Here is a 20,809-nt window from a genome sequence, read left to right on the forward strand (position 1 = left end):
GGCCCCGTTTTCATGAGCGACTTCTTTCCCGTGTTGCGCGTGCTCGGCGCGCTGCTGACCTTTTTTTCGTTCGGCATGTTCGTACCGTGGGTCATCTCGTGGACGCACGCCGACGGCCTGCGCCACGTGTGGGCGATCTCCGCCGGGATCTCCTTCGTCTGCGGTGCCTTGCTCTGGGGCGGCCTGCGCCGCTACAAGCGCGAGTTGCAGGCGCGCCATGGCATCTTCCTGGTGTCGCTGACCTGGGTGCTGCTGCCCCTGTTCGCCACGCTGCCGCTGATGTGGGCGCTTGATTTCATCGGCCGGCCGGTCAACTTCACGCATGCCTATTTCGAGTCGGTTTCGGGCCTCACGACGACCGGCGCGACGGTGCTCGCCAAGCTGGATGAGCTTCCGGTGTCGATCAATGTGTGGCGCACCTTCCTGCAGTGGATCGGCGGCATGGGGATCCTGGTGCTGGCGGTGGCCATCCTGCCTCTGCTCGGCGTGGGCGGCAGCCAGCTCTTCAAGGCCGAGGTGGCCGGCCCGATCAAGGACAGCAAGCTCACGCCGCGCGTGAAGGACACGGCCAAGGGGCTCTGGGGCATCTACGCGACCTTCTCGACGGTCTGCTTTCTCGCGTACTGGGCCGGCGGCATGACGGCCATCGACGCGATGATGCACATGTTCGCCACCGTGAGCCTGGGCGGGCTCTCGTCGCACGACGCCAGCTTTGCGCACTTCGGGTCGCCGCTGCTCGAAGGCGTTGCCGTGGTTTTCATGCTCGCGGCCAGCTGCAACTTCGCGCTGTATTTCGTCGCGATGCGAAAGGGCCACTGGCGCGGCTTCTGGCGCGATCCGGAACTGCGCGCCACGCTCACCGCGCTGATCGGAGGCGGCGTGCTGGTGGCGATCGTGCTGTGGGTGAAGGGCGTCTACGGGCCGGTGGATGCGCTGCGCTACGGCCTGTTCCACACCATCTCGGTCGGCAGCACGACCGGCTTTGCCACCGTCGACTACCTGGCGTGGCCGGTGTTCGCGCCGCTCTTCATGCTGCTGCTTTCGGGCGTGGCGACCAGCGCGGGATCGGCCGGCTGCGGCATCAAGATGGTCCGGGTGCTCATCCTCGTGAAGCAGGCCCGCCGCGAGATGACGCGCCTCGTGCATCCGCGCGCGGTCCAGCCGGTGACGCTGGGCAACATGGTGGTCGACCATCGCGTGATCTTCTCGGTGCTGGCCTTCATGCTGGTCTACGGCGTGACCACGATCTCGCTGAGCATGCTGCTGGTGCTGACCGACCTCGACCCGGTGACGGCCTTCAGCGCCGTGCTGGCCAGCGTGAACTGCACCGGCCCGGGGCTGGGCACGGTCGGGCCGGCAGGCAATTTCAGCGGCCTGACGAATTTCCAGGTGTGGGTCTGCACTTTCGCGATGGTGCTCGGCCGGCTCGAGATGCTGAGCTTCATTGCGCTGCTGACGCCGTCGTTCTGGCGCAAGTGAAGTTGTTGCACGCGGGCCGATGTAGTAAGGTCCGCCGCCACCAATTTCCGGAGGAACAGATGGCCCACATGCCCGAGCGCTTCATCCCATGAGTCTCGACGAAATGACTCAGGCGGTCATCGCTTTCATACGTGCGCACGAGGGCTGGGGCGTTCCGATCGTGCTGGCCCTCGCGTTCGGGGAATCGTTGGCATTCATTTCCCTGCTGCTGCCGGCCACCGTGATCTTGTTCGGTGTGGGTTTTCTCATCTCGGGCAGCGGCATCGCGTTCTGGCCGATCTGGTGCGCCGCAGCCGTCGGGGCCTTCCTGGGGGACTGGTTGTCCTTCTGGATCGGCGGACGACTGAAGGGCGACGTTGCGAAGTACTGGCCTCTTTCCCGCCACCCGGACCTGATCCCGCGAGGCCATCGGTTCTTCGAGCGCTGGGGAGTGGCCGGCGTATTCTTCGGTCGCTTCTTCGGCCCCTTGCGGGCATCCGTGCCGCTGGCGGCGGGCATCTGCGAAATGCCCGCCGCCACATTCCAGATCGCCAACATCGCCTCTTCGATCGTCTGGGCAACCGGCATCCTGGCTCCCGGCGCGTTCGGCATCCAGTGGATGCAGAAGTGGCTCTGAGCGGCCTGCTCGCAGCGACGAACGGCTACCATTTCGCGAACGACGTCGATGCAGGCGCTGGCCATCGACGCCGCCTTGGAGACTCACTTGGCAACCTTCCCTGGCTTCGCGGGCATCGCCGACGAGCTGTTGCTCAAGGTGTCGCCCCCGCGCGTCCCGCGCCATCTCGTAGCGCGGGCGCGCCTGCTTTCGGGCGAGGGCGGCCAGCTCGATTGCCCGGCGATCCTGGTGCAGGCGCCTGCCGGCTTCGGAAAGACCTCGCTGCTCGCGCAGTGGCGGCGCCAGCATCTGGCGCAAGGGGCCGTTGTCGCGTGGCTGTCCGCACAGGAGCGCGACGAACCGCGACGGCTTTCGCAAGGCCTTGCGCTGGCGGTCCGCCAGGCAGCGGGGCGTCCGACTTTCGGGCACACGCTGCTCGAAGCGCCCCCCGGCCTCGGCCAGCTCGAAGGCATCACGGTCTGGCTCGCGGAAGTGGCACAGACCGCATTGAACGTCGTGCTGATGGTCGACGAAGCCGAGCGCCTGCCTGCCGACTCGCGTGGCGCGCTGGCCTACCTGATGCGCAACGCGCCGCCCAATCTGCGCACCGTCGTCGCAACGCGTGTCGATTGCAATCTCGACATCGACGACCTCATCGCCTACGGCCAGTGCGCCGTCGTCGGGCAGGAAACGCTGCGCTTCCGTCTCGAGGAAACGCTCGAGCTGGTCCGGGCGCGCTTCGCCGCGCGGGTCGACAGCGACACGGCGGCGCGTCTTCACGAGCTGACGGAGGGATGGCCGCTGGGCCTGCAGCTCGCATTGACGGTGGTCGAGCTGGCTGCCGATCCTCGCGCCGAAGTGCAGGCGATGGCAACGCATGGCGGCAAGCCGCGCGACCAGCTCGTCGGCACGCTGCTGGCGAACCTGGACCCGGACGACCTCGCGTTTCTCACCCGAATTTCCATCCTCGACAGCCTGCATGCCGACCTTTGCCGCTCGGTCGCGCGGGTGGACGACGCTGCCGAGCGGCTGGAGCGGATGTGCAACGACACCCCGGTTTTCATCACGAGCGAGCGGGGTGAATGGCTGCGGGTCCACAACCTGGCGCGCGACGCATTGCGCCAGCGTTTCGCGATGCTTCCCGCCGACGAGCAGGCCCGGTTGCACGCACGCGCGGTGCCGTGGCTGGCCGAGCGGGGGCGCCTCGAAGCGGCGGCGGGGCATGCGCTGCTCGCCGGCCAGCACGACCTCGCCTACGAACTGGCGGAGCGCAGCCTGTACGAATCGACCATGCATGGCCGCATCGACGCGGTGGTCGAGTGGGTGGAGCGCCTGCCTGCGGCGGAGCTCGATCGGCGTCCGCGCCTCCTGCTCGCCATCGCGTGGGCCCTGGCGATCAGCGAACGGCACGAGGAAGCCGGACGGCTGGTCGCCCGCATCCTCGCCTTGCCGGGGGCGGACGACGAGCTGCGTTGCGAGTGCGCGCTCATCCTGAGCGGCGCGGCGGTGTTCGCCGACGAACCCGATCGCTTCGCCAGCCTGCACGACCCATGGGCCGAGGCTCCGCCCCTGGACGATCCGCTGCTGAAGCAGATCCACGCCAACCGCACTGCCTTTCGCACGCTGCTGGACGGCGATCCGGCCCTGGCCCGCCTCAGGCAGCAGCAGGCGCCGCGGGTGCCGGGCGGCCGCACACCCGACTATGTGAAAAGGTGGGGCGAATTCATCATCGCCCTGAGCTACGTGTGGGAGGGCCAGGTGCTGCTGGCCGACAACCTGCTGCGGCCCTCGCTGGCGAGTTCCGAGGCGGCCCTGGGCCGGCGCAGTTCCTTCGTGGCGATGCTGGCCGCGCTGCTGGCTTCCGCCGTCTGGGAACGCGACCGGCCGGACGAGGCTGTGGCTCTGCTGGCCAACCGCCTCGACGTGGTCGAGCGCAGCGGACTGCCCGAGGTGCTGCTCCTGAGCTACCGGACCCTGGCCCGTATCGCCGTCGCGGAGGGTGCGGAGCATCGCGCGATCGAACTGCTCGAAGCGCTGCACGCGGTCGGCGTATCGCGCCGGCTGCCACGGCTGCGCATCGCCAGCCTCGCCGAGCAGGTGCGCCTGCATGCGCGCCACTACCGGGGCCAGACCTGCCGTGAGCTGTGCGACCGGATCGATTCGGTCCTCGCCGAGGCCGGCCTGCCCGAGGGGCCGCTCTGGCGACGCAGCGTCAGCCCGCTGCGCGAACTCGGGCGGGGCCTGGCGGCCATTGCGGCGCAGGACTGGCGCGGCGCGCTCGAAGCGCTGACGCGGGCCGACGAAGTGGCGCAACAGCTCAAGCAGGGCCGTCTTCACATCGAGATCGTCGGGCTGCGGGCCTTCGCCCTCGACCGCTGTGGCGAGAAGGCGGCGCAGCCGCTGCTGCGGGAGGTGGCGGGACTGGCGCGCGCCTACGGCCTGCTGCGCGTTTTCGACGACGCCCACCCCGACCTCGGCACGTGGGCGCGGGAGATCGAAGGGAAGGGAGGGGAGGCCGCGCCGGCCGAGGAAAAGCGTCCTGCGGCCCCGGCGCGGCTGCAGGCGACGCCGAGCACGGCCCTCACCCCCAAGGAGCGCGAGGTGCTGGAATTGCTGACGCGCAACCTGTCGAACAAGGAAATCGCCCTGGCGATGCAGGTCGGCGAAGAAACGATCAAGTGGCACATGAAGAACCTCTTTGCCAAGCTCGATGCAGGTTCGCGCAAGCAGGTGGTGCTGCGCGCGCGCATCCTCGGCCTGCTGCAGTAGGCGCCGGCCGGCTGTAACGCCCTGCCACACAAATGACCCCACCCCCCTCTGCGATGGGGGGGTGCGCGGGGCTGTCTCTCCTTAACCTTCGTTGACTCGAGCGCTGCCCCACAGGGCCGGCGCCATCCGCGACACACGAGGGCCGATCTGGCCACCAAGGAGACAAGCAGCATGACCCCGCCCAGTTCCGAAAATCCGCTTCAAGGCGCACCCGCCGTCGTTCACGCGTCGGCGCTGAAGACATCCCTCCATGTGGAGCCGCTGACCTGCACCATCGGCGCCGAGATCGGCAATGTCGACCTGGGTGCCGCGTCTCGCGACCCGGCGCTCGTGGCGGAGATCCGCAGCCTGCTGCTCAAGCACCGGGTGCTTTTCTTCCGCGACCAGGAGATCACGCGCGCCGAGCACGTGGCCTTCGCGCGCCACTTCGGTGAGCTGGAGGACCACCCGGTTGCCGGCAGCGACCCGGACTATCCGGGACTCGTGCGCATCTACAAGTCGCCCGACACGCCGAACGACCGCTACGAGAACGCCTGGCACACCGACGCGACCTGGCGCGAGAAGCCGCCGTTCGGCTGCGTGCTGCATTGCGTCGAGTGCCCGCCGGTGGGCGGCGACACGGTCTGGGCCAACATGGTCGAGGCCTATGCGCGGCTCCCCGAGGAGATCAAGACCAAGATCGCCGGCCTCCGGGCCCGCCACAGCATCGAGGCCAGCTTCGGTGCCGCGATGCCGATCGAAAAGCGCCTGGCGCTGCGGGCGCAGTTTCCTGATGCCGAGCACCCGGTGGTACGCATCCATCCGGAAACCGGCGAGAAGGTGCTGTTCGTCAACGCCTTCACGACCCACTTCACCAACTATCACACGCCGGCCAACGTGCGCTTCGGCCAGGACGCCAATCCCGGAGCGAACCTGCTGCTCAACTACCTCGTGAGCCAGGCCAACGTGCCGGAGTTCCAGGTGCGCTTCCGCTGGAAGAAGAACACGGTTGCCTTCTGGGACAACCGCTCCACCCAGCACTACGCGGTGATGGACTACCCGCCCTGCCATCGAAAGATGGAGCGTGCCGGGATCATGGGCGAAGCGACTTACTGAGCCGCAAGCCCGCCCTCGATTTCACTCCAACGACACAGAAAGACGAACCATGAATTTCCTCGACGGATCGCTGTTCCCCGAAAACCAGGACAAGCTGGTCATCACCGCCGCGCCCTATGGCCCCGAGTGGATTCCGGCCGATTTCCCGCAGGACATCCCGGTCACGATGGAAGAGCAGGTGCAGAAGGCGGTCGACTGCTACAACGCCGGCGCCTCGGTGCTGCACCTGCACGTGCGCGAACTGGACGGCAGGGGCTCCAAGCGGCTGTCCAAGTTCAACGAGCTGATCGCCGGCGTGCGCAAGGCCGTGCCGGACATGGTCATCCAGGTCGGCGGCTCCATCTCCTTCGCACCCGAGACCGACGGCGCCGCAGCGCAGTGGCTGAAGGACGACACGCGCCACATGCTCGCCGAGCTCGATCCGAAGCCGGACCAGGTCACGGTCACCGTCAACACGACGCAGATGAACGTGCTGGAGCACATGGAGGCGGAAGACATCGCCGGCACGTCCCTGGCCGACCCGGAGATCAATGCGGCCTACCGCGAGATGATCGTGCCCTCGGGCCCCGGCTTCATCGACGAGCACGTTCGCCGCCTGAGCGCCGCCGGCATCCAGAGCGCATTCCAGTTCTACAACATCAACAGCTATGAAACCGTGGAGCGCCTGATCCGCCGCGGCGTCTACAAGGGCCCGCTGGTGATGAACTGGGTGGCGATCAGCGGCGGCATGGACGCCCCCAACATCTACAACCTGGCCAACTTCCTGCGGGCCATCCCCGACGGCGCGATGCTGACGGTGGAAAGCAGCATGCGCAACGTGCTGCCCATCAACATGATGGGCATGGCCATGGGCCTGCACGTGCGCTGCGGCATCGAGGACAACCTCTGGAACCAGTCGCGCACGGCAAAGATGACGACCGTGCAGCAGATCGAGCAGCTGGTGCGCATGTCGCGCGAATTCGGCCGCGAGGTCGCGAACGGCAAGGAAGCCCGCGAGATCCTGAAGATCGGCGTTTTCTACGACACCGTCGAGGAAACGTTGGTGGCCAACGGCTTCGCGCCCAATCCCCCGGGACGCCAGCAGGGTTACCTGCGCAAGGTGGCGTGACCATGAATGCAGCGCTCGCCTTGCCGACGGTTCTCATCGTCCCCGGACTGCGCGACCACGTGGACGCGCACTGGCAGACGCTGCTGGCCGCCGAACTGGAGGCCCGCGGCCGCAAGGTGCGCACGGTGCCGCCCATGGGGCGCGAAGACCTCGATTGCGCAGCCAGGGTCGACGCCATCGAGCGCGCTGCCAACCTCGTCGCGGGGCCGCTGGTCATCGTCGCCCACAGCGGCGGGACCTTGATGGTCGCCCATTGGGCACGGCGCACGCGGCGCCCGGTGCAGGGTGCGCTGCTGGCGACGCCGCCGGACTTCGAGCGGCCCATGCCGGAGGGCTATCCGACGATCGAGGCCCTCCACGACGCAGGCTGGCTGCCAGTGCCACGCAGGACGCTGCCCTTCCGCAGCATCGTCGTTGCCAGCCGCAACGACCCGCTCGCGGCCTTCGACCGTGTCGCCACGCTCGCGCGCGACTGGGGCAGCGAGCTGATCGACATGGGCGAGGTCGGGCATCTCAACCCGGCCTCGGGATACGGACCCTGGCCGCTGGCCCACTACCTCCTTCGCGACCTGTCCACGCCGCTTTCCATGGCCGACTGACGCGGCCGCGATCCAACACATCCCCCAAGGAAACCTCATCATGTCCAAAGCCATACGCCTGCATCAGACGGGCGGCATCGAAGTGCTCCAACTCGAGAACGTCGAGGTCGGCGATCCCGGTCCCGGCCAGGTCCGCGTCCGTCACACCTATGTCGCGGTCAACTTCATCGACATCTATTTCCGCACCGGCCGCTACCCGATGCCGCTGCCCAACGGGCTCGGCTCCGACGCCGTCGGTGTCGTCGAGGCCGTCGGCCCCGGCGTGACCGATCTGCAGGCCGGCCAGCGCGTGGGCTATCTCATGGGCCCGCAGGGCGCCTACTCGGACGTGCGCGTGATGCCGGCCGAGTGGCTGATCCCGCTGCCCGACGGCATCTCCGACCGCACGGCCTCGACGCTCATGATGAAGGGCATGACCGCGCAGTACCTGTTCCGCCAGGTCTATCCGCTCAAGGGTGGGGAGACCATCCTCTACCACGCGGCCGCCGGCGGCGTGGGCCTGATCGCCTGCCAGTGGGCGAGGGCGCTCGGCGTCACCATGATCGGCACCGTCTCCTCGGACGAGAAAGCCGCCATCGCCAGGGAGAACGGCTGCACGCACACCATCGTCACCACGCGCGAGAACATCGCCGCGCGCGTGCGCGAGCTCACCGACGGCAAGGGCGTGCCGGTGGTCTATGACTCGGTCGGCAAGGACACCCTGCAGGCGTCGCTCGACAGCCTGCAGCCGCGCGGCACGCTGGTGAGCAACGGCACCTCGTCGGGGCCGGTCGTGATCGACACGATGCAGCTCGCAGTCAAGGGCTCGGTCTGGGTCACACGCCCGGCGATGGTCCACTACGCCACGCCGCGCTCGCACATGCTCGACATGGCCACCGAGCTCTTCGACCTGGTCCTGGCCGGCAAGATCCGCGGCGAGCCCAAGCAGATGTTCGCCCTGGCCGATGCCGCCGAGGCGCACCGCGCGCTGGAGTCGCGCCAGACCACCGGCGCCACTGTGCTGGTGCCCTGAGGCACTGCCGACCACCCGGTACAACTGCCATGACGCCCACACTCCAAGCCCGCCCAGGCGACGCCGAGGGCTACCTGATCGGCCGGCGCCAAGCCTGGTTCGCGTTCGCGATGACCCTCGGCCTGATGATGGTCGACTACATCGACCGCCAGGTCATCGTCTCGCTGTTCCCCTATCTCAAGGCTGACTGGGGCCTGTCCGACAAGCAACTCGGCGCTCTGGTCTCGGTCGTGTCGGTCACCGTCGCGCTGGGCGCGCTGCCGGTCGCGCTGATCGCCGACCGTTCCAGCCGCGTGCGCAGCATCGTCGCCATGGCCACGATCTGGAGCATGGCCACCATCTCCTGCATGTTCACGCGCAACTACGGGCAACTGCTGGCGGCGCGTTCGCTGGTCGGACTCGGCGAGGCCGGCTACGGCTCGGTGGGTGCGGCGCTGATCGCGAGCCACTTTCCCTCGCGGCTGCGCGGCGCGCTGCTGGCCGGGTTCTTCGCCTCGGCATCGATCGGTTCGGTGCTGGGGGTGATGCTTGGCGGGCTCATCGCAGCGCGCTGGGGCTGGCAGGCCGCGTTCGGCGTGGTCGGATTGCCCGGCCTGGTGCTCGCACTGCTCTATCTCAAGGTCCGCGACTACCGCACCGTCGAACTCACGCCCCGGCTCGAACGGGCTGCGCGCTCCACGCGCAGCGCGGCGATCGCGGTGGCGCAGGGGCTGTTCCGCTCGCGCACGCTGCCGTGGGTGTGCGTGGGCGGCGCCGCGCAGCTCGTCGTCGTCTCGGCCGTGTGGTCGTGGCTGCCGAGCTTCCTGAACCGCGTGCACGGCCTCGCGCCCGAGCAGGCCGCCGTGCGTGCAGCCCTGGTGGTGCTGTGCGGCGCGGTCGGCAGCGTGCTGTGGGGCGCAATGGTCGACCGCGCCGGCAAACGCCGTCCGCATGCCAAGCTGCATGCGATGGCACTGCTGTGCGTGGCCTCGCTGCTGGTGCTGGGCACGGCCTTCGGCGCGCAGCGCTTCGGCATCGTCCTGTCGGCGCAGGCCCAGTTCGCGCTGATTGCCTTCGGCGGCTTCCTCATGACCTGCACGGTGGGCCCGGTCTCCGCCGTCGTGATCGACGTCATCCATCCCGGCGTGCGTGCCACCGGCTCATCGGTGCTGGCGCTGTTCCAGAACCTCTTCGGGCTGGCCGCCGGTCCCTTCATCGCGGGCGTGCTGTCCGACGCCTGGGGCCTCCAGACCACGCTGGCCGTCATGCCGGCCTTCGGCATCCTGGCCGCGCTGGCCTTCATGGCCGCGGCGCGCAGCTACGGCGGCGACCTGCTGCGTGCCAGCGAAGCGCCGGCCGATGCATCCGGCATCCCGCCCATCCCGTCGCGCAAGGCCATGGCCTGAGCGTCCCCCATCCACTTCCCATCCTCCAGGACAAGACACCATGAACGGCCTCATGCAGCATCAGCCGCTGCTGATCTCCTCGCTCCTCACCCATGCCGAGCGCCACCACGGATCGCAGGAGATCGTCTCCCGCCGCGTCGAGGGCGACGTGCACCGCTACACCTTCCGCGATCTCGCACAGCGCGCACGCCGCATGGCCCGCGCCCTCGCGGCGATGGGCATCGAGCCCGGCCAGCGCGTCGCCACGCTGGCATGGAACGGCTATCGCCACCTGGAGCTGTACTACGCGGCCTCCGGCTCGGGCGCCGTCCTGCACACGCTCAATCCGCGCCTGCACGCCGACCAGGTGACGTGGCTGGCCGACCATGCGGAGGACCAGGTCCTGTTCTTCGACATGACCTTCCTGCCGCTCATCGAGGCCGTCGCCTCGCGCGTGAAGACCATCAAGGCCTTCGTCGCAATGACCGATCGCGCCCACATGCCGGTGTCGCCGAGCCTGCCCGGCCTGCTGTGCTACGAGGACCTGATCGATGCGCACGAGCCGGACTTCGCCTGGCCCCGCTTCGACGAGAACGCCGCCTCGTCCCTCTGCTACACCTCGGGCACCACGGGCAACCCGAAGGGTGCGCTCTACAGCCACCGCTCGACGATGCTGCACACCTTCGCCGCGGCCATGCCGGATGCGCTGAACTGCTCGGCGCGCGACGTCATCCTGCCGGTCGTGCCCATGTTCCACGTCAACGCCTGGGGCCTGCCGTACGTCGCGTGCATGGTCGGCGCCAAGCTCGTGCTGCCCGGCCCCTGGCTCGATGGCAAGTCGCTCTACGACCTGTTCGAGAGCGAGCGCGTGACCCTTTCGGCCGGCGTGCCGACGGTGTGGCAGGGGCTTCTTGCGCACGTCGAATCCAACCGCCTGCGCTTCAGCACCATGCGCCGCACCGTCATCGGCGGCTCGGCCTGCCCGCGCGAAATGCTGCAGACCTTCCAGGAACGCTACGACGTGCACGTGCTGCACGCCTGGGGCATGACCGAGACCAGCCCCGTCGGGACGGTGTGCGCGCTCAAGCCCGCGCAGCTCGCGCTCGAAGGCGAAGCGCGGCTCGCGGTGCAGGCCAAGCAGGGCAGGGCGGTGTTCGGCGTCGACATCAAGGTGGTGGGGGAGGACGGCAGCGAACTGCCGCGCGACGGCACGAGCGCCGGCGAGCTGATGGTGCGCGGGCCGTGGGTCATCGCCGAGTACTTCCGTCACGATGGCGGCGACCCGCTGGTGCGCGACGCCGAGGGCACCGGCTGGTTCCCCACGGGCGACATCGCGACCGTCGATGCGGATGGCTTCATGCAGATCACCGACCGGAGCAAGGACGTCATCAAGTCCGGCGGCGAGTGGATCGGCTCGATCGATCTCGAGAACATCGCCATGGACCATCCTGGCGTGCACATGGCCGCGTGCATCGCGGCGCGCCATCCCAAGTGGGACGAGCGGCCGCTGCTGGTGGTCGTGAAGAAGCCCGGCGCGCAACTCACCCGCGCCGAGCTGCTGGGCTTCTACGAAGGCCGCATCGCGCGCTGGTGGACCCCGGACGACGTGGTCTTCGTCGACGAGATCCCGCTTGGCGCCACCGGCAAGATGCAGAAGAACAGGCTGCGGGACCTGTTCCGGGACCACCGGTTGCCCACGGCCTGACGCACGATGTCCACCCTGTCCATCGCCGCCTGGCCGCAGCGCGGCCGACTGCTCTTTCCCGGTGTTCTGGCAAGCATCGTGGTGGCGGCAGCCGCTACCTTCCTGTCGCAGCACTACGGTGCGCCGGTCATGCTGTTCGCGCTGCTGCTCGGAATGGCCATGAACTTCCTCTCGAGCGACGGCCCCTGCGCGCCCGGGATCGACCTGGTGGCCCGGCAGGTGCTGCGCGTGGGCGTTGCGCTGCTGGGCCTGCGCATCACGGCCGCGCAGGTGGCGGCGCTGGGCTGGCAACCGGTGCTGCTGGTGCTGCTCTCGGTGGCGCTGACCATCGGCCTGTCGATGCTCGCCGCGCGCCTGATGGGGTTCCAGCGCGTGTTCGGCCTGCTCACCGGCGGGGCGACGGCGATCTGCGGCGCATCGGCGGCGCTCGCGCTGGCGGCGGCGCTGCCGGCGCATCCGTTGAAGGAGCGTGCAACGCTCTTCACCGTGGTCGGCGTGTCGGCCCTGTCGACCCTGGCCATGATCGTCTACCCGACGCTGGCCCACCTGCTGGGGCTCGATGACCGCCAGGCTGGCGTGTTCCTCGGCGCCACCATCCACGACGTGGCGCAGGTGGTCGGCGCGGGCTACGGCATGTCCCGCGAGACCGGGGACGTCGCCACGCTGGTGAAGCTGATGCGCGTGGCGATGCTGCTGCCGGTGATCGTGTTCGCCGTCGCGTTCGGCCGTGCGGCCGCGCGCTCGGGCCAGGTCATCGGCAAGCGGCCGCCGCTGCTGCCGTGGTTCGCCGTCGCCTTCGCCGCGCTGGTCGCGGTCAACAGTGCCGGCTGGATCGCCGGACCCATCGTCTCCCTCGGCGGCGACCTGTCCCGTTGGTGCCTGGTGTCGGCCATCGCCGCCATTGGCATGAAGACCCATCTGCGGGATCTCGCCTCGGTCGGCCTCAAGCCCGTGATGCTGATGCTGGGGGAAACCATCTTCCTCGCGTTGCTCGTGCTTGCATTGCTGCGCTGGGCATCTTGAAATCACCATCCAGAGTTCAACCATGACCTTCGATTCCAAAGCCCGCCGCACCGTGTGCGCCGCAATGTTCATCGGCGCCGGCCTGTTCGCCCTCGGCGCGCAGGCGCAGGCGCCCGCGAAGTGGCCCGAGAAGCCCTTGCGCATCGTCGTGGCCGGTCCGGCCGGCGGCTCGGCCGACGTGATTGCGCGCGTGGTGGCCGACGGCCTTTCGCGCGAGATCGGCCAGCCCGTCATCGTCGATCCCAAGCCCGGCGCGGCTGGCGTGCTTGCGGTCAACGAACTGTCGCAGGCGCCGCATGACGGCCACACGCTGCTGGTCGGCGTCAATTCGCTGGTGAGCGAGATTCCACACATCGTCAACCTCAAGGTCGACATGGCGCAGGAGATCAAGCCGGTGGCCGAACTGGCACGCGGCGGCCTTGTCATGGTGGGCTCACCCTCGCTGCCCGCGCGGAACTTTGGCGAGCTGATGACCTGGGTGAAAGGCCAGCCCGGCAAGGTCAACTACGCCTCCTACACGGCCGGCACGGTATCGCACGTCCTGGGCCTGCAGCTCAACAAGGCGGCCGGCATCGACATGGCGCATGTGGGCTACAAGGGATCGACGCCGGCCCTGACCGACGTGATGGGCGGCCACGTGCAGCTCATGTTCGACGGCATGGCCACTTCGCTGCCCCTCATCAAGGCCGGCAAGCTCAAGGCCTTCGCCGTCAGCACGCCGAAGCGCTCCCCGATGCTTCCGGACGTGCCGACCTTCACCGAACTCGGCTACCCGCAGCTCGAAGCGATCGGGTGGATGGGCTTGTGGGTCAAGCCCGACGTGCCCGCGCCCGTGCAGGCGCGCCTGCGCGAGGCGGTGCTCAAGGTCCTGGCGCAGCCTGCGGTGCGCGAGCGCATCGAGGGGACGGGCCTGGAGGCCGCGCAGCCGCGCAGTCCGGAGCAGATGTCGAAGTCTCTGCAGGCCGACTACGCCCGCATGGGCGAGGTGCTGAAGTCGATCAACTTCAAGCCGGAGTGACTCGGGCGACGGAGTCCGGCGCCCGGGATATCGAGCCTCCTCAGACCCCGGGAACGGGTGCCTTGTGCCAGCTCGAATCCGGGTCGAAACGCTTCATGGCGCGCGCGGCAGCGTCGGTGCCGGGCCCGAGGTCCTTCTCGTACACCACGCCCTCGTGGTTCACCACGAAGGTCATCACGCCCGATTCACCGTAGCGCACCGGCCAGGCGACCAGGCCGAACCCGCTGCGCATACGGCCGCCGATCACGTAGTCGTACGCGCCACCGGGAGCATTCGGGCCTTGCGCCTTCAGGATCTTGAACAGGTAGCCGTGGTAACCCTGGCCGGGCTTCGAGCCGCCGTAGATCGGACCCAGCGGGCTCAGAGGCTGGCCGGCCACGTCGGGCCAATAGAGCCCGTCGCGCCGGCCGGGCGTGCTGACGATCTTCTGCGCGTATTCGAGCACGCCGTTGCCGTCGTGGTCGGTCCGCGCGTATTCACGCTGCGCATCGAAGTACGCCAGCGCCGCCTGCATCGCCGCGAATTCGTTCCGGCCGATTCGGCGGGTCTGCATCATGTCGGCGCCGGCGCGCGGATCGAAGCGCCATCCGCTTCCCGCCTTCACGATGGGTATGGGCAAGGTCCAGTCGCCGTCGCCCGCCGCCAGCAGGGCCTTGTCATTGCCTTCCGCAACGATGCCGTGCTTGCGCGACCACGCTTCGAGAAAGGCGTAGATGTCCTCGCGATCGAGTTCTCCGGGAGGCACGAAGCGCCGCCATTCGGGACCCAGCACGATGTGCAGCGCTGCGAGGTCGTTGGTGGCGATGGCGTCGGTGAATGCCTGCGCCGCGGCCTCCGGTGTCGGATAGACGCGCTGGGCCGATGCGGGGGCGCAGGCGAGCGCCGCGGCAGCGATGGCCAGGGCGGCGATAAGCCGAAGTGCATGGGGCATGGCGTGCTTTCCGGTGAATGATGAGAGGGACATGGCTCGCTCCTTGTGCGCTAGCGGCGACCACCACCGCCACGACCGCCGCCGCCGCCGCCGCGTCCACCGCCACCGCCACCGCCGCCGCTCATTCGGGCGCCACCGCCCCCACCCCCGCCACTCGGCCGGGCGTGGCCGCCTCCGGCGCCCGCCGATTGCCGGCTGGCCGCGCCCCGATCCATCTGCTGGCGGGTGTCCCTGCCGTCGCCTGCGCCGCGCAGCGCGTTGTCGCCGCCGCCCCGGTGCTGCACCGGCTGCGCCGACCCGCGATCGGCCTGGCCGAAATTGCCCCCGGCGCCACCGCGATTGCCGCCGCCGCGGTCACCGCCGGCGAAGTTGCTTCCTGCACCGCCACGATCGCCACCGCCGAGATTGCCACCGGCACCGCCGCGATCGCCACCGCCACGATCGCCACCGCCGAGATTGCCACCGGCACCGCCGCGATCCCCGGCGCCCGCACGGTCGCGGCCCGTGCCCTCGGCCGCCCGCTGTGCACGGTCCCGGGTGCCCGGGTCGTTGCGCAGGTTCTCGCGTCCTGCGCCCGGGTCCATGCCCCGTTGCTCCAGCGCCGACTGCGCCTGCTGGCGTTGCGCATCGCGCGCTCCGTCGCGGCCGCGGTAGTCCGCACGTTGATCCGCACCGCCCACGCCGCGTTCGAACTGCTGCTGGCTGCGCGCGTCACGGTAGGGCACGCCCTTGCGGTTGGCCGCGTTGTGCTGCCAGTTGCTCTGGTTGGCCGAGATCTGGCGGTTGGTGTTGATGCTGTTGTAGCGGTTGGCATTGATATTGACGTTGCCGCCGCCCCAGTTGCAGTTGCCCCAGAGCGCACCCACCGCCGCCACGCCCACGCCGAAGGCGATGCCCGTGGCGAGCGCCGCACCCGGATACCAGCCGGCCACCGGCGGGTAATAGTAGGGCGGGTAGGCCGGGTAGGGCCATGTGCCATACACCACCGCGGGGTTGTAGGCGGGCACGTAGATGGTCTGCGGGTCCGCCGGCTCGATCTTGATGACCGTCTGCTGGGTCTGCGGCTCCTGCTCGACGACCACGTTCTGCTGCGGCGTCGACTTGAGATTGCCCGAGCGCTGGGCCTGGGTGCGAAGGCGCTGGGCCGCGTCGAGGACGTCCTTCGACGAAGCCAGGAAGGCGTCGCCCAGCTTCTGCACCCAGTCGGGCTGGTCTCCCATCATCTGGATCACCTGCGGGAAGGCAACCAGCGACTGCACACTCGGATCCCAGGACTGGTTCTGAACGGCCTTCACGGCGGCGTCCCCCTTCTGGCTGGGGTTGGCCTTGGACCATCTCGCGGCGTCGGCCACGTCGGCCGGGTAGGTGGCAGCCATCAGAACCTGCGACAACAGCGAATCGGGATACAGCGCGATCGGCGCCATCATCTGGTCGAGTTGCTCGCGCGTGAAGGCAGGGGCCTCCTGCGCGGCGGCGAGGGTGGAACATGCGAGCGCGAGGATGCCGATCAGGGCGCGTGCAGTCCGCGCCGTGCGCAGGCACATCGCGGCAGCCAGGTGTCGGGTTCGAGTGTTCATGGCACAGCCTTTCACGGGACCAGCGGCATCGCTGCCACCCCAGCATAGAAAACCGAGGGCGCTTCGACCATCGCACCAAAGTTGGATGGCGCGGCACGCTGGAGGGGGAGTGGATTGCGAGTACCCCGCACCCCCCAATCAAGAGGGGGAGCCGCAACCCTTCCAAAACCCAGAATTTCCCCCGTGAGTCGAGTGGCCGTGCGCTGACGCCGGCTCACACAGTCACAACAACATCTGGAGCCCTCTTGAACCATCCGAGACCCCTCTCAGGGGCCACCCTTGGTCGTCCCTCTGCCCGACTCAGCGCGGTCGGCATCGCTGTACTCGCCGCCGTGTTCGCCACCGATGCCGCCCACGGCTTCGAGATCAACACCGGCAATCCCGACCTCGAAGTTCGCTGGGACAACACGGTGCGCCTGAACTACGGCAACCGCGTGGAAAGCCGCGACAACAAGATCGGCAATTCCGTCGTGTCCGACGAAGGCACCTACAGCTTCGACCGCGGCGAAGCGGTGACCGAGCGCCTGGACCTGCTGACGGAACTCGACATCGTCTACAAGAAGAACTTCGGCGCGCGCGTCAGTGCCGCAGGCTGGTACGACGCCGCCTATGGCGACAACAGCCGCACCAACCCGCTCCCGCCGCTGTCGAACATCCCGAGCTACGTCAACAAGCGCTACAGCGACTACACGTCCCGCTTCTACCAGGGCCCTTCGGGCGAAATGCTGGATGCCTTCGTGTTCGGCGGCGCCGACATCGGCAACGTGCCGGTGCGCGGCAAGCTCGGCCGCCAGACCCTCTACTGGGGCGAGTCGCTCTTCCTCGGCGGCAACCTTCACGGCGTGGCCTATGCGCAGAACCCGCTCGACCTGCAGAAGGGCTTCGCCACGCCAGGCGTGGAGGCCAAGGAACTGTTCCGTCCGCTCAACCAGGTGTCGGGGTCGGCGCAAATCACCGACACGCTGTCGGTGGGCGCGCAGTACATGTTCCAGTGGGAGGCATTCCGCTACCCTGAAGGCGGCACCTACCTGGGCCCGGTGGACTTCGTGTTCAACGGCCCCGACCGCCAGTTCCTCTCGCAGGCTCTCGGCTTCGCGGCCCGCGGCAACCCGTCGGAGCCCGGGCAGAGCGGCGAAGGCGGCCTGTCGGCGCGCTGGAGCCCGACGTGGCTCGACGGCACGCTGGGCTTCTACTGGCGCAACTTCGCCGACAAGCTGCCGCAGACCTTCCTGACGCGCGTCGGTCCCGGCATCAGCCGCTACAACCTCATCTACGCCGACAACATCGACATGTACGGCGTGAGCCTGGCGAAGAACATCGCCGGCATCAGCGTCGGCGCCGAACTCTCCTATCGCCACAACACGCCGCTCAACAGCACCGTGCTGGGCATCGCGCCGGGCCTGCCCGCGCCAGGCGAGACCAACGGACCGCGCGGCGACACCTACCACGGCCTCGTCAACGCCGTCGGCGTGATTCCGAAGACGGCGGTGTTCGACACCGCCTCCTGGGCGGTCGAGCTGGTCTGGTCGCAATGGTCCAAGGTGCGCAGCGGCGCCAATCTCTTCTTTGCCGAAGGCTTCGCGCCCTGCGTCGGCAAGGACAAGTGGGACGGTTGCACGACCAAGAACTACCTCGGCACCAGCATCGCCTTCACGCCCACTTGGTTCCAGGTGTGGCCGGGCGTGGACCTGTCGATGCCGCTCACCTATGCCATCGGCCTGAGCGGCAATGCAGCCACGATCTTCGGCGGCAACCAGGACAACGGCAACTACAGCATCGGCCTCGGCGCCGACGTGTACCAGAAGTACCGCTTCGACCTGAAGTACATCGACTATCTCGGCCGCTACCGCGCCAACGCCACGCAGGTGATCGCGCAGAACGGCTTCACGACGCTGCTGAAGGACCGGGGCTTCATCAGCCTGACCTTCAAGACCACCTTCTGAGTCTTTCCAGGGCCGCTCGCGCGGCCATCCAACCACCCCGGGGGCATCAAGGAACCCCGGGGGCGGACCTCCTTTTTCCTTGAAGGAAACGAAGATGAACATCTCACGACAACTCCTCGCCGGCCTCGTCGCCGCATCCACGGGCCTGACGGCGCATGCCGCGCTCAGCGCCGACGAAGCCAAGGCGCTCGGCGCCGCACTCACGCCGGTCGGCGCCGAGAAGGCCGCCAACAAGGACGGCACCATCCCGGCCTACAGCGGCGGACTGACCTCGGCACCCGCGGGCTTCAAGGCCGGCGACGGCGTGCGGCCCAATCCCTTCGCGGGCGACAAGCCCCGCCTGGTCATCGACGCGAAGAACATGACCGAGCATGCGGACCGCCTGACCGAAGGCACCAAGGCGCTGCTGCAAAAGTACCCCAGCTTCCGTGTGGACGTCTACCCCACGCATCGCAGCGTGGCCTTCCCCAAGTTCGTGACCGACAACACCGTGAAGAACGCCGTCAACGCGAAGACGGCCAACGACGGCCGCTCCATCGAGGGCGTGCACGCGGGCTTTCCGTTCCCGATCCCCAAGGACGGCTACGAGGCGATGTGGAACCATCTCGTGCGCTTCAACGGCCAGAGCTACGAAGCCAAGTACCGCAACCTCAACGTCGACGCCAACGGCCGCCCGGTGCTCGCCACCGAAGGCGTGAGCGTGCAGGACTATCCGTTCTGGGACACCGCGAAGCAGGATGCCGACACCTTCTGGCGCATCAAGCTCACCTACACCGGCCCGGCGCGCCGTGCCGGCGAGGCGCTGATGATCGTCGACCCGCTCGACATCGGGCAGAAGGACCGCCGCGCCTGGAGCTACCTGCCCGGCCAGCGCCGCGTGAAGGTCGCGCCCGATCTGTCCTACGACACGCCCAACCCCGGCACCGCCGGCGCCACCACCTTCGACGACACCTTCATCTTCAACGGCTCGATGGACCGCTTCGACTTCAAGCTGCTCGGCAAGAAGGAGATGTACGTGCCCTACAACGCCTACGAGGCGGTGTACCAGGCCAAGCAGGACGACCTGCTCAAGCCCAACCACCTGAACCCGGATCTGGTGCGCTGGGAGCTGCACCGCGTGTGGGTCGTGGAGGCGAAGCTGCGTGACGGCAAGCGTCACGTGTACGGCAAGCGCACCTTCTACCTCGACGAGGACTCCTGGTCGGCGCTGGCATCGGACAACTACGACGCACGCGGCCAGATGTACCGCGCCGGCTTCGCCTACATGGCGCCGAGCTATGACCTCCCGGCACCGTACACCGACATGTTCGGCCACTACGACCTCGTGTCGCGCGTCTATTCGCTGACGGGCTTCATCGCCGAGACCGGCGGCATGCGCCACACCAAGCCGATGTCCGACCGCGACTGGACGCCCGACTCGCTGGCCGGCACCGGCATCCGCTGAGCGCACCGCAAGCCCGCACGGAAACAGGGAGCAGGACCATGACATTCGATCCAACGCGGCGCTCGCTCGTCGGAGCGCTGGCGCTTGCCTGCGGCGGGGCTGCCGCCGGCGCCTGGGCCGCGCCGGCCGCACCCGGCGCCGAGTGGCGCGACGTGCTCGACACGCCGGCCGCGCGCAGCACGCTGGGCGCTCGCTCGCTCATCAACGGCCTGGCTCGCGCGGGACATCGCATCGTCGCCGTCGGACAGCGCGGGCACGTCCTGCTGTCCGATGACGGCGGCGCAAGCTGGCGGCAGGCCGAAGTGCCGGTCAGCTCGGATCTGGTCGCGGTCTGCTTCCCGACCGAAAGACAGGGCTGGGCCGTGGGCCACGACGGCGTCATCCTGCGCAGCACCGACGCGGGCCAGAGCTGGACGCTCCAGCTCGACGGAAGGCGAACGGGCCCGCTCATGGTCGACTACTACCAGCGCCGCGTGGCTGCGGCGCAGGGGGCCGAGGCCCAACGCGCCGCGGCCCTCGTCGACGAGGCCAAACGCTTCGCCGCCCAGGGCGCGGAGAACCCCTTGCTCGACGTCTGGTTCAAGGATGCGCAGACCGGCTATGCGGTGGGCGCCTTCGGCCTGGCCCTGCGCACCGACGACGGCGGCGCGCGCTGGGAGCCGCTCACTCATGCGCTGGACAACCCCAAGAGCCTGCACCTCTATGCACTCCGGTCCGTCGGCGAAGACATCTTCATCGTTGGCGAGCAGGGCCTGCTGTTGCAGCTCGATAGCGCCACGGGCCGCTTCGCCGCCCGCGAGACGCCCTACAAGGGCACCTTGTTCGGCATCGTCGCCGGCACGCGCGCGCTGGTCGCGTTCGGGCTGCGCGGCAGCGTGGTGCGCAGCACCGACGGCGGCCGCAACTGGTCGCAGGTCGCCACCGGCGTGCAGTCCGGATTGACCGCGGGCCTGCGCCGCAGCGACGGCAGCATCGTGCTCGTCAGCCAGGCCGGCCATGTCCTTGTCAGCCGCGACGACGGCGCGAGCTTCCAGCCATTGCGCGTCGAACAGGCCATGCCCGCAGCCGCGGTGGCCGAAGCGGTCGGCGGCGCCCTCGTCATTGCCGGGCCGCGCGGCGCCGCGCGCCCATTGCCGCTGTCCTGAAC

General features: G+C 68.7%; 16 protein-coding genes. 14 read left to right on the forward strand and 2 right to left on the reverse strand.

The window, feature by feature from the left end:
- The first annotated feature begins 12 nt into the window (after positions 1-12).
- The 11 genes from QTH97_RS18530 (at position 13) to QTH97_RS18580 (ending at position 13,767) form a co-directional block, all read left to right on the forward strand.
- Entirely contained in the window at positions 13-1,479 is a 1,467-nt protein-coding gene (locus QTH97_RS18530; RefSeq protein WP_286569879.1) for a TrkH family potassium uptake protein, read from the forward strand.
- An 88-nt stretch (positions 1,480-1,567) separates the two neighbouring features.
- A complete protein-coding gene (locus tag QTH97_RS18535; protein WP_286569880.1) occupies positions 1,568-2,095 on the forward strand; it encodes a DedA family protein in 528 nt (175 codons plus the stop codon).
- Between the two features lie 87 nt (positions 2,096-2,182).
- A complete protein-coding gene (locus QTH97_RS18540) occupies positions 2,183-4,843 on the forward strand; it encodes a helix-turn-helix transcriptional regulator (RefSeq protein WP_286569881.1) in 2,661 nt (886 codons plus the stop codon).
- A 171-nt stretch (positions 4,844-5,014) separates the two neighbouring features.
- Positions 5,015-5,938, forward strand: coding sequence for a TauD/TfdA dioxygenase family protein (locus tag QTH97_RS18545; protein ID WP_286569882.1), 924 nt, complete (start codon positions 5,015-5,017; stop codon positions 5,936-5,938).
- A 49-nt stretch (positions 5,939-5,987) separates the two neighbouring features.
- Entirely contained in the window at positions 5,988-7,046 is a 1,059-nt protein-coding gene (locus QTH97_RS18550) for a beta-keto acid cleavage family enzyme (RefSeq protein ID WP_286569883.1), read from the forward strand.
- A gap of 2 nt (positions 7,047-7,048) precedes the next feature.
- On the forward strand, positions 7,049-7,645 hold the full coding sequence (locus QTH97_RS18555) for an RBBP9/YdeN family alpha/beta hydrolase (protein WP_286569884.1): 597 nt from the start codon (positions 7,049-7,051) through the stop codon (positions 7,643-7,645).
- A gap of 40 nt (positions 7,646-7,685) precedes the next feature.
- Positions 7,686-8,657: a quinone oxidoreductase family protein gene (locus tag QTH97_RS18560; protein ID WP_286569885.1), complete on the forward strand. Its 972-nt coding sequence runs from the start codon at positions 7,686-7,688 to the stop codon at positions 8,655-8,657.
- 29 nt (positions 8,658-8,686) lie between these two features.
- Positions 8,687-10,042: an MFS transporter gene (locus QTH97_RS18565; RefSeq protein WP_286569886.1), complete on the forward strand. Its 1,356-nt coding sequence runs from the start codon at positions 8,687-8,689 to the stop codon at positions 10,040-10,042.
- 40 nt (positions 10,043-10,082) lie between these two features.
- Positions 10,083-11,726, forward strand: a complete 1,644-nt coding sequence (locus QTH97_RS18570; protein WP_286569887.1) for a 3-(methylthio)propionyl-CoA ligase — start codon at positions 10,083-10,085, stop codon at positions 11,724-11,726.
- Between the two features lie 6 nt (positions 11,727-11,732).
- Positions 11,733-12,749, forward strand: a complete 1,017-nt coding sequence (locus QTH97_RS18575; protein ID WP_286569888.1) for a YeiH family protein — start codon at positions 11,733-11,735, stop codon at positions 12,747-12,749.
- Positions 12,750-12,771: 22 nt separating this feature from the next.
- Entirely contained in the window at positions 12,772-13,767 is a 996-nt protein-coding gene (locus QTH97_RS18580; protein WP_286569889.1) for a Bug family tripartite tricarboxylate transporter substrate binding protein, read from the forward strand.
- A 40-nt stretch (positions 13,768-13,807) separates the two neighbouring features.
- On the opposite strand, the gene QTH97_RS18585 is transcribed toward QTH97_RS18580, so the two are convergent.
- On the reverse strand, positions 13,808-14,731 hold the full coding sequence (locus QTH97_RS18585) for a DUF2950 domain-containing protein (protein ID WP_286569890.1): 924 nt from the start codon (positions 14,729-14,731) through the stop codon (positions 13,808-13,810).
- A 17-nt stretch (positions 14,732-14,748) separates the two neighbouring features.
- Entirely contained in the window at positions 14,749-16,275 is a 1,527-nt protein-coding gene (locus QTH97_RS18590; RefSeq protein ID WP_286569892.1) for a DUF3300 domain-containing protein, read from the reverse strand.
- A 245-nt stretch (positions 16,276-16,520) separates the two neighbouring features.
- Here QTH97_RS18590 and QTH97_RS18595 point away from each other — a divergent pair, with 245 nt between their 5' ends.
- The 3 genes from QTH97_RS18595 (at position 16,521) to QTH97_RS18605 (ending at position 20,807) form a co-directional block, all read left to right on the forward strand.
- Positions 16,521-18,218: a DUF1302 domain-containing protein gene (locus QTH97_RS18595; protein WP_286569893.1), complete on the forward strand. Its 1,698-nt coding sequence runs from the start codon at positions 16,521-16,523 to the stop codon at positions 18,216-18,218.
- Between the two features lie 94 nt (positions 18,219-18,312).
- On the forward strand, positions 18,313-19,662 hold the full coding sequence (locus QTH97_RS18600) for a DUF1329 domain-containing protein (protein WP_286569894.1): 1,350 nt from the start codon (positions 18,313-18,315) through the stop codon (positions 19,660-19,662).
- A gap of 38 nt (positions 19,663-19,700) precedes the next feature.
- The gene (locus QTH97_RS18605; protein WP_286569895.1) at positions 19,701-20,807 is read left to right on the forward strand and encodes a WD40/YVTN/BNR-like repeat-containing protein; all 1,107 of its coding nucleotides are present in this window, start codon (positions 19,701-19,703) and stop codon (positions 20,805-20,807) included.
- Positions 20,808-20,809: the final 2 nt, after the last annotated feature.

Origin of the sequence: Variovorax gracilis (assembly GCF_030317115.1) — a bacterium.
Taxonomy (GTDB): Bacteria; Pseudomonadota; Gammaproteobacteria; order Burkholderiales; family Burkholderiaceae_C; genus Variovorax; species Variovorax gracilis.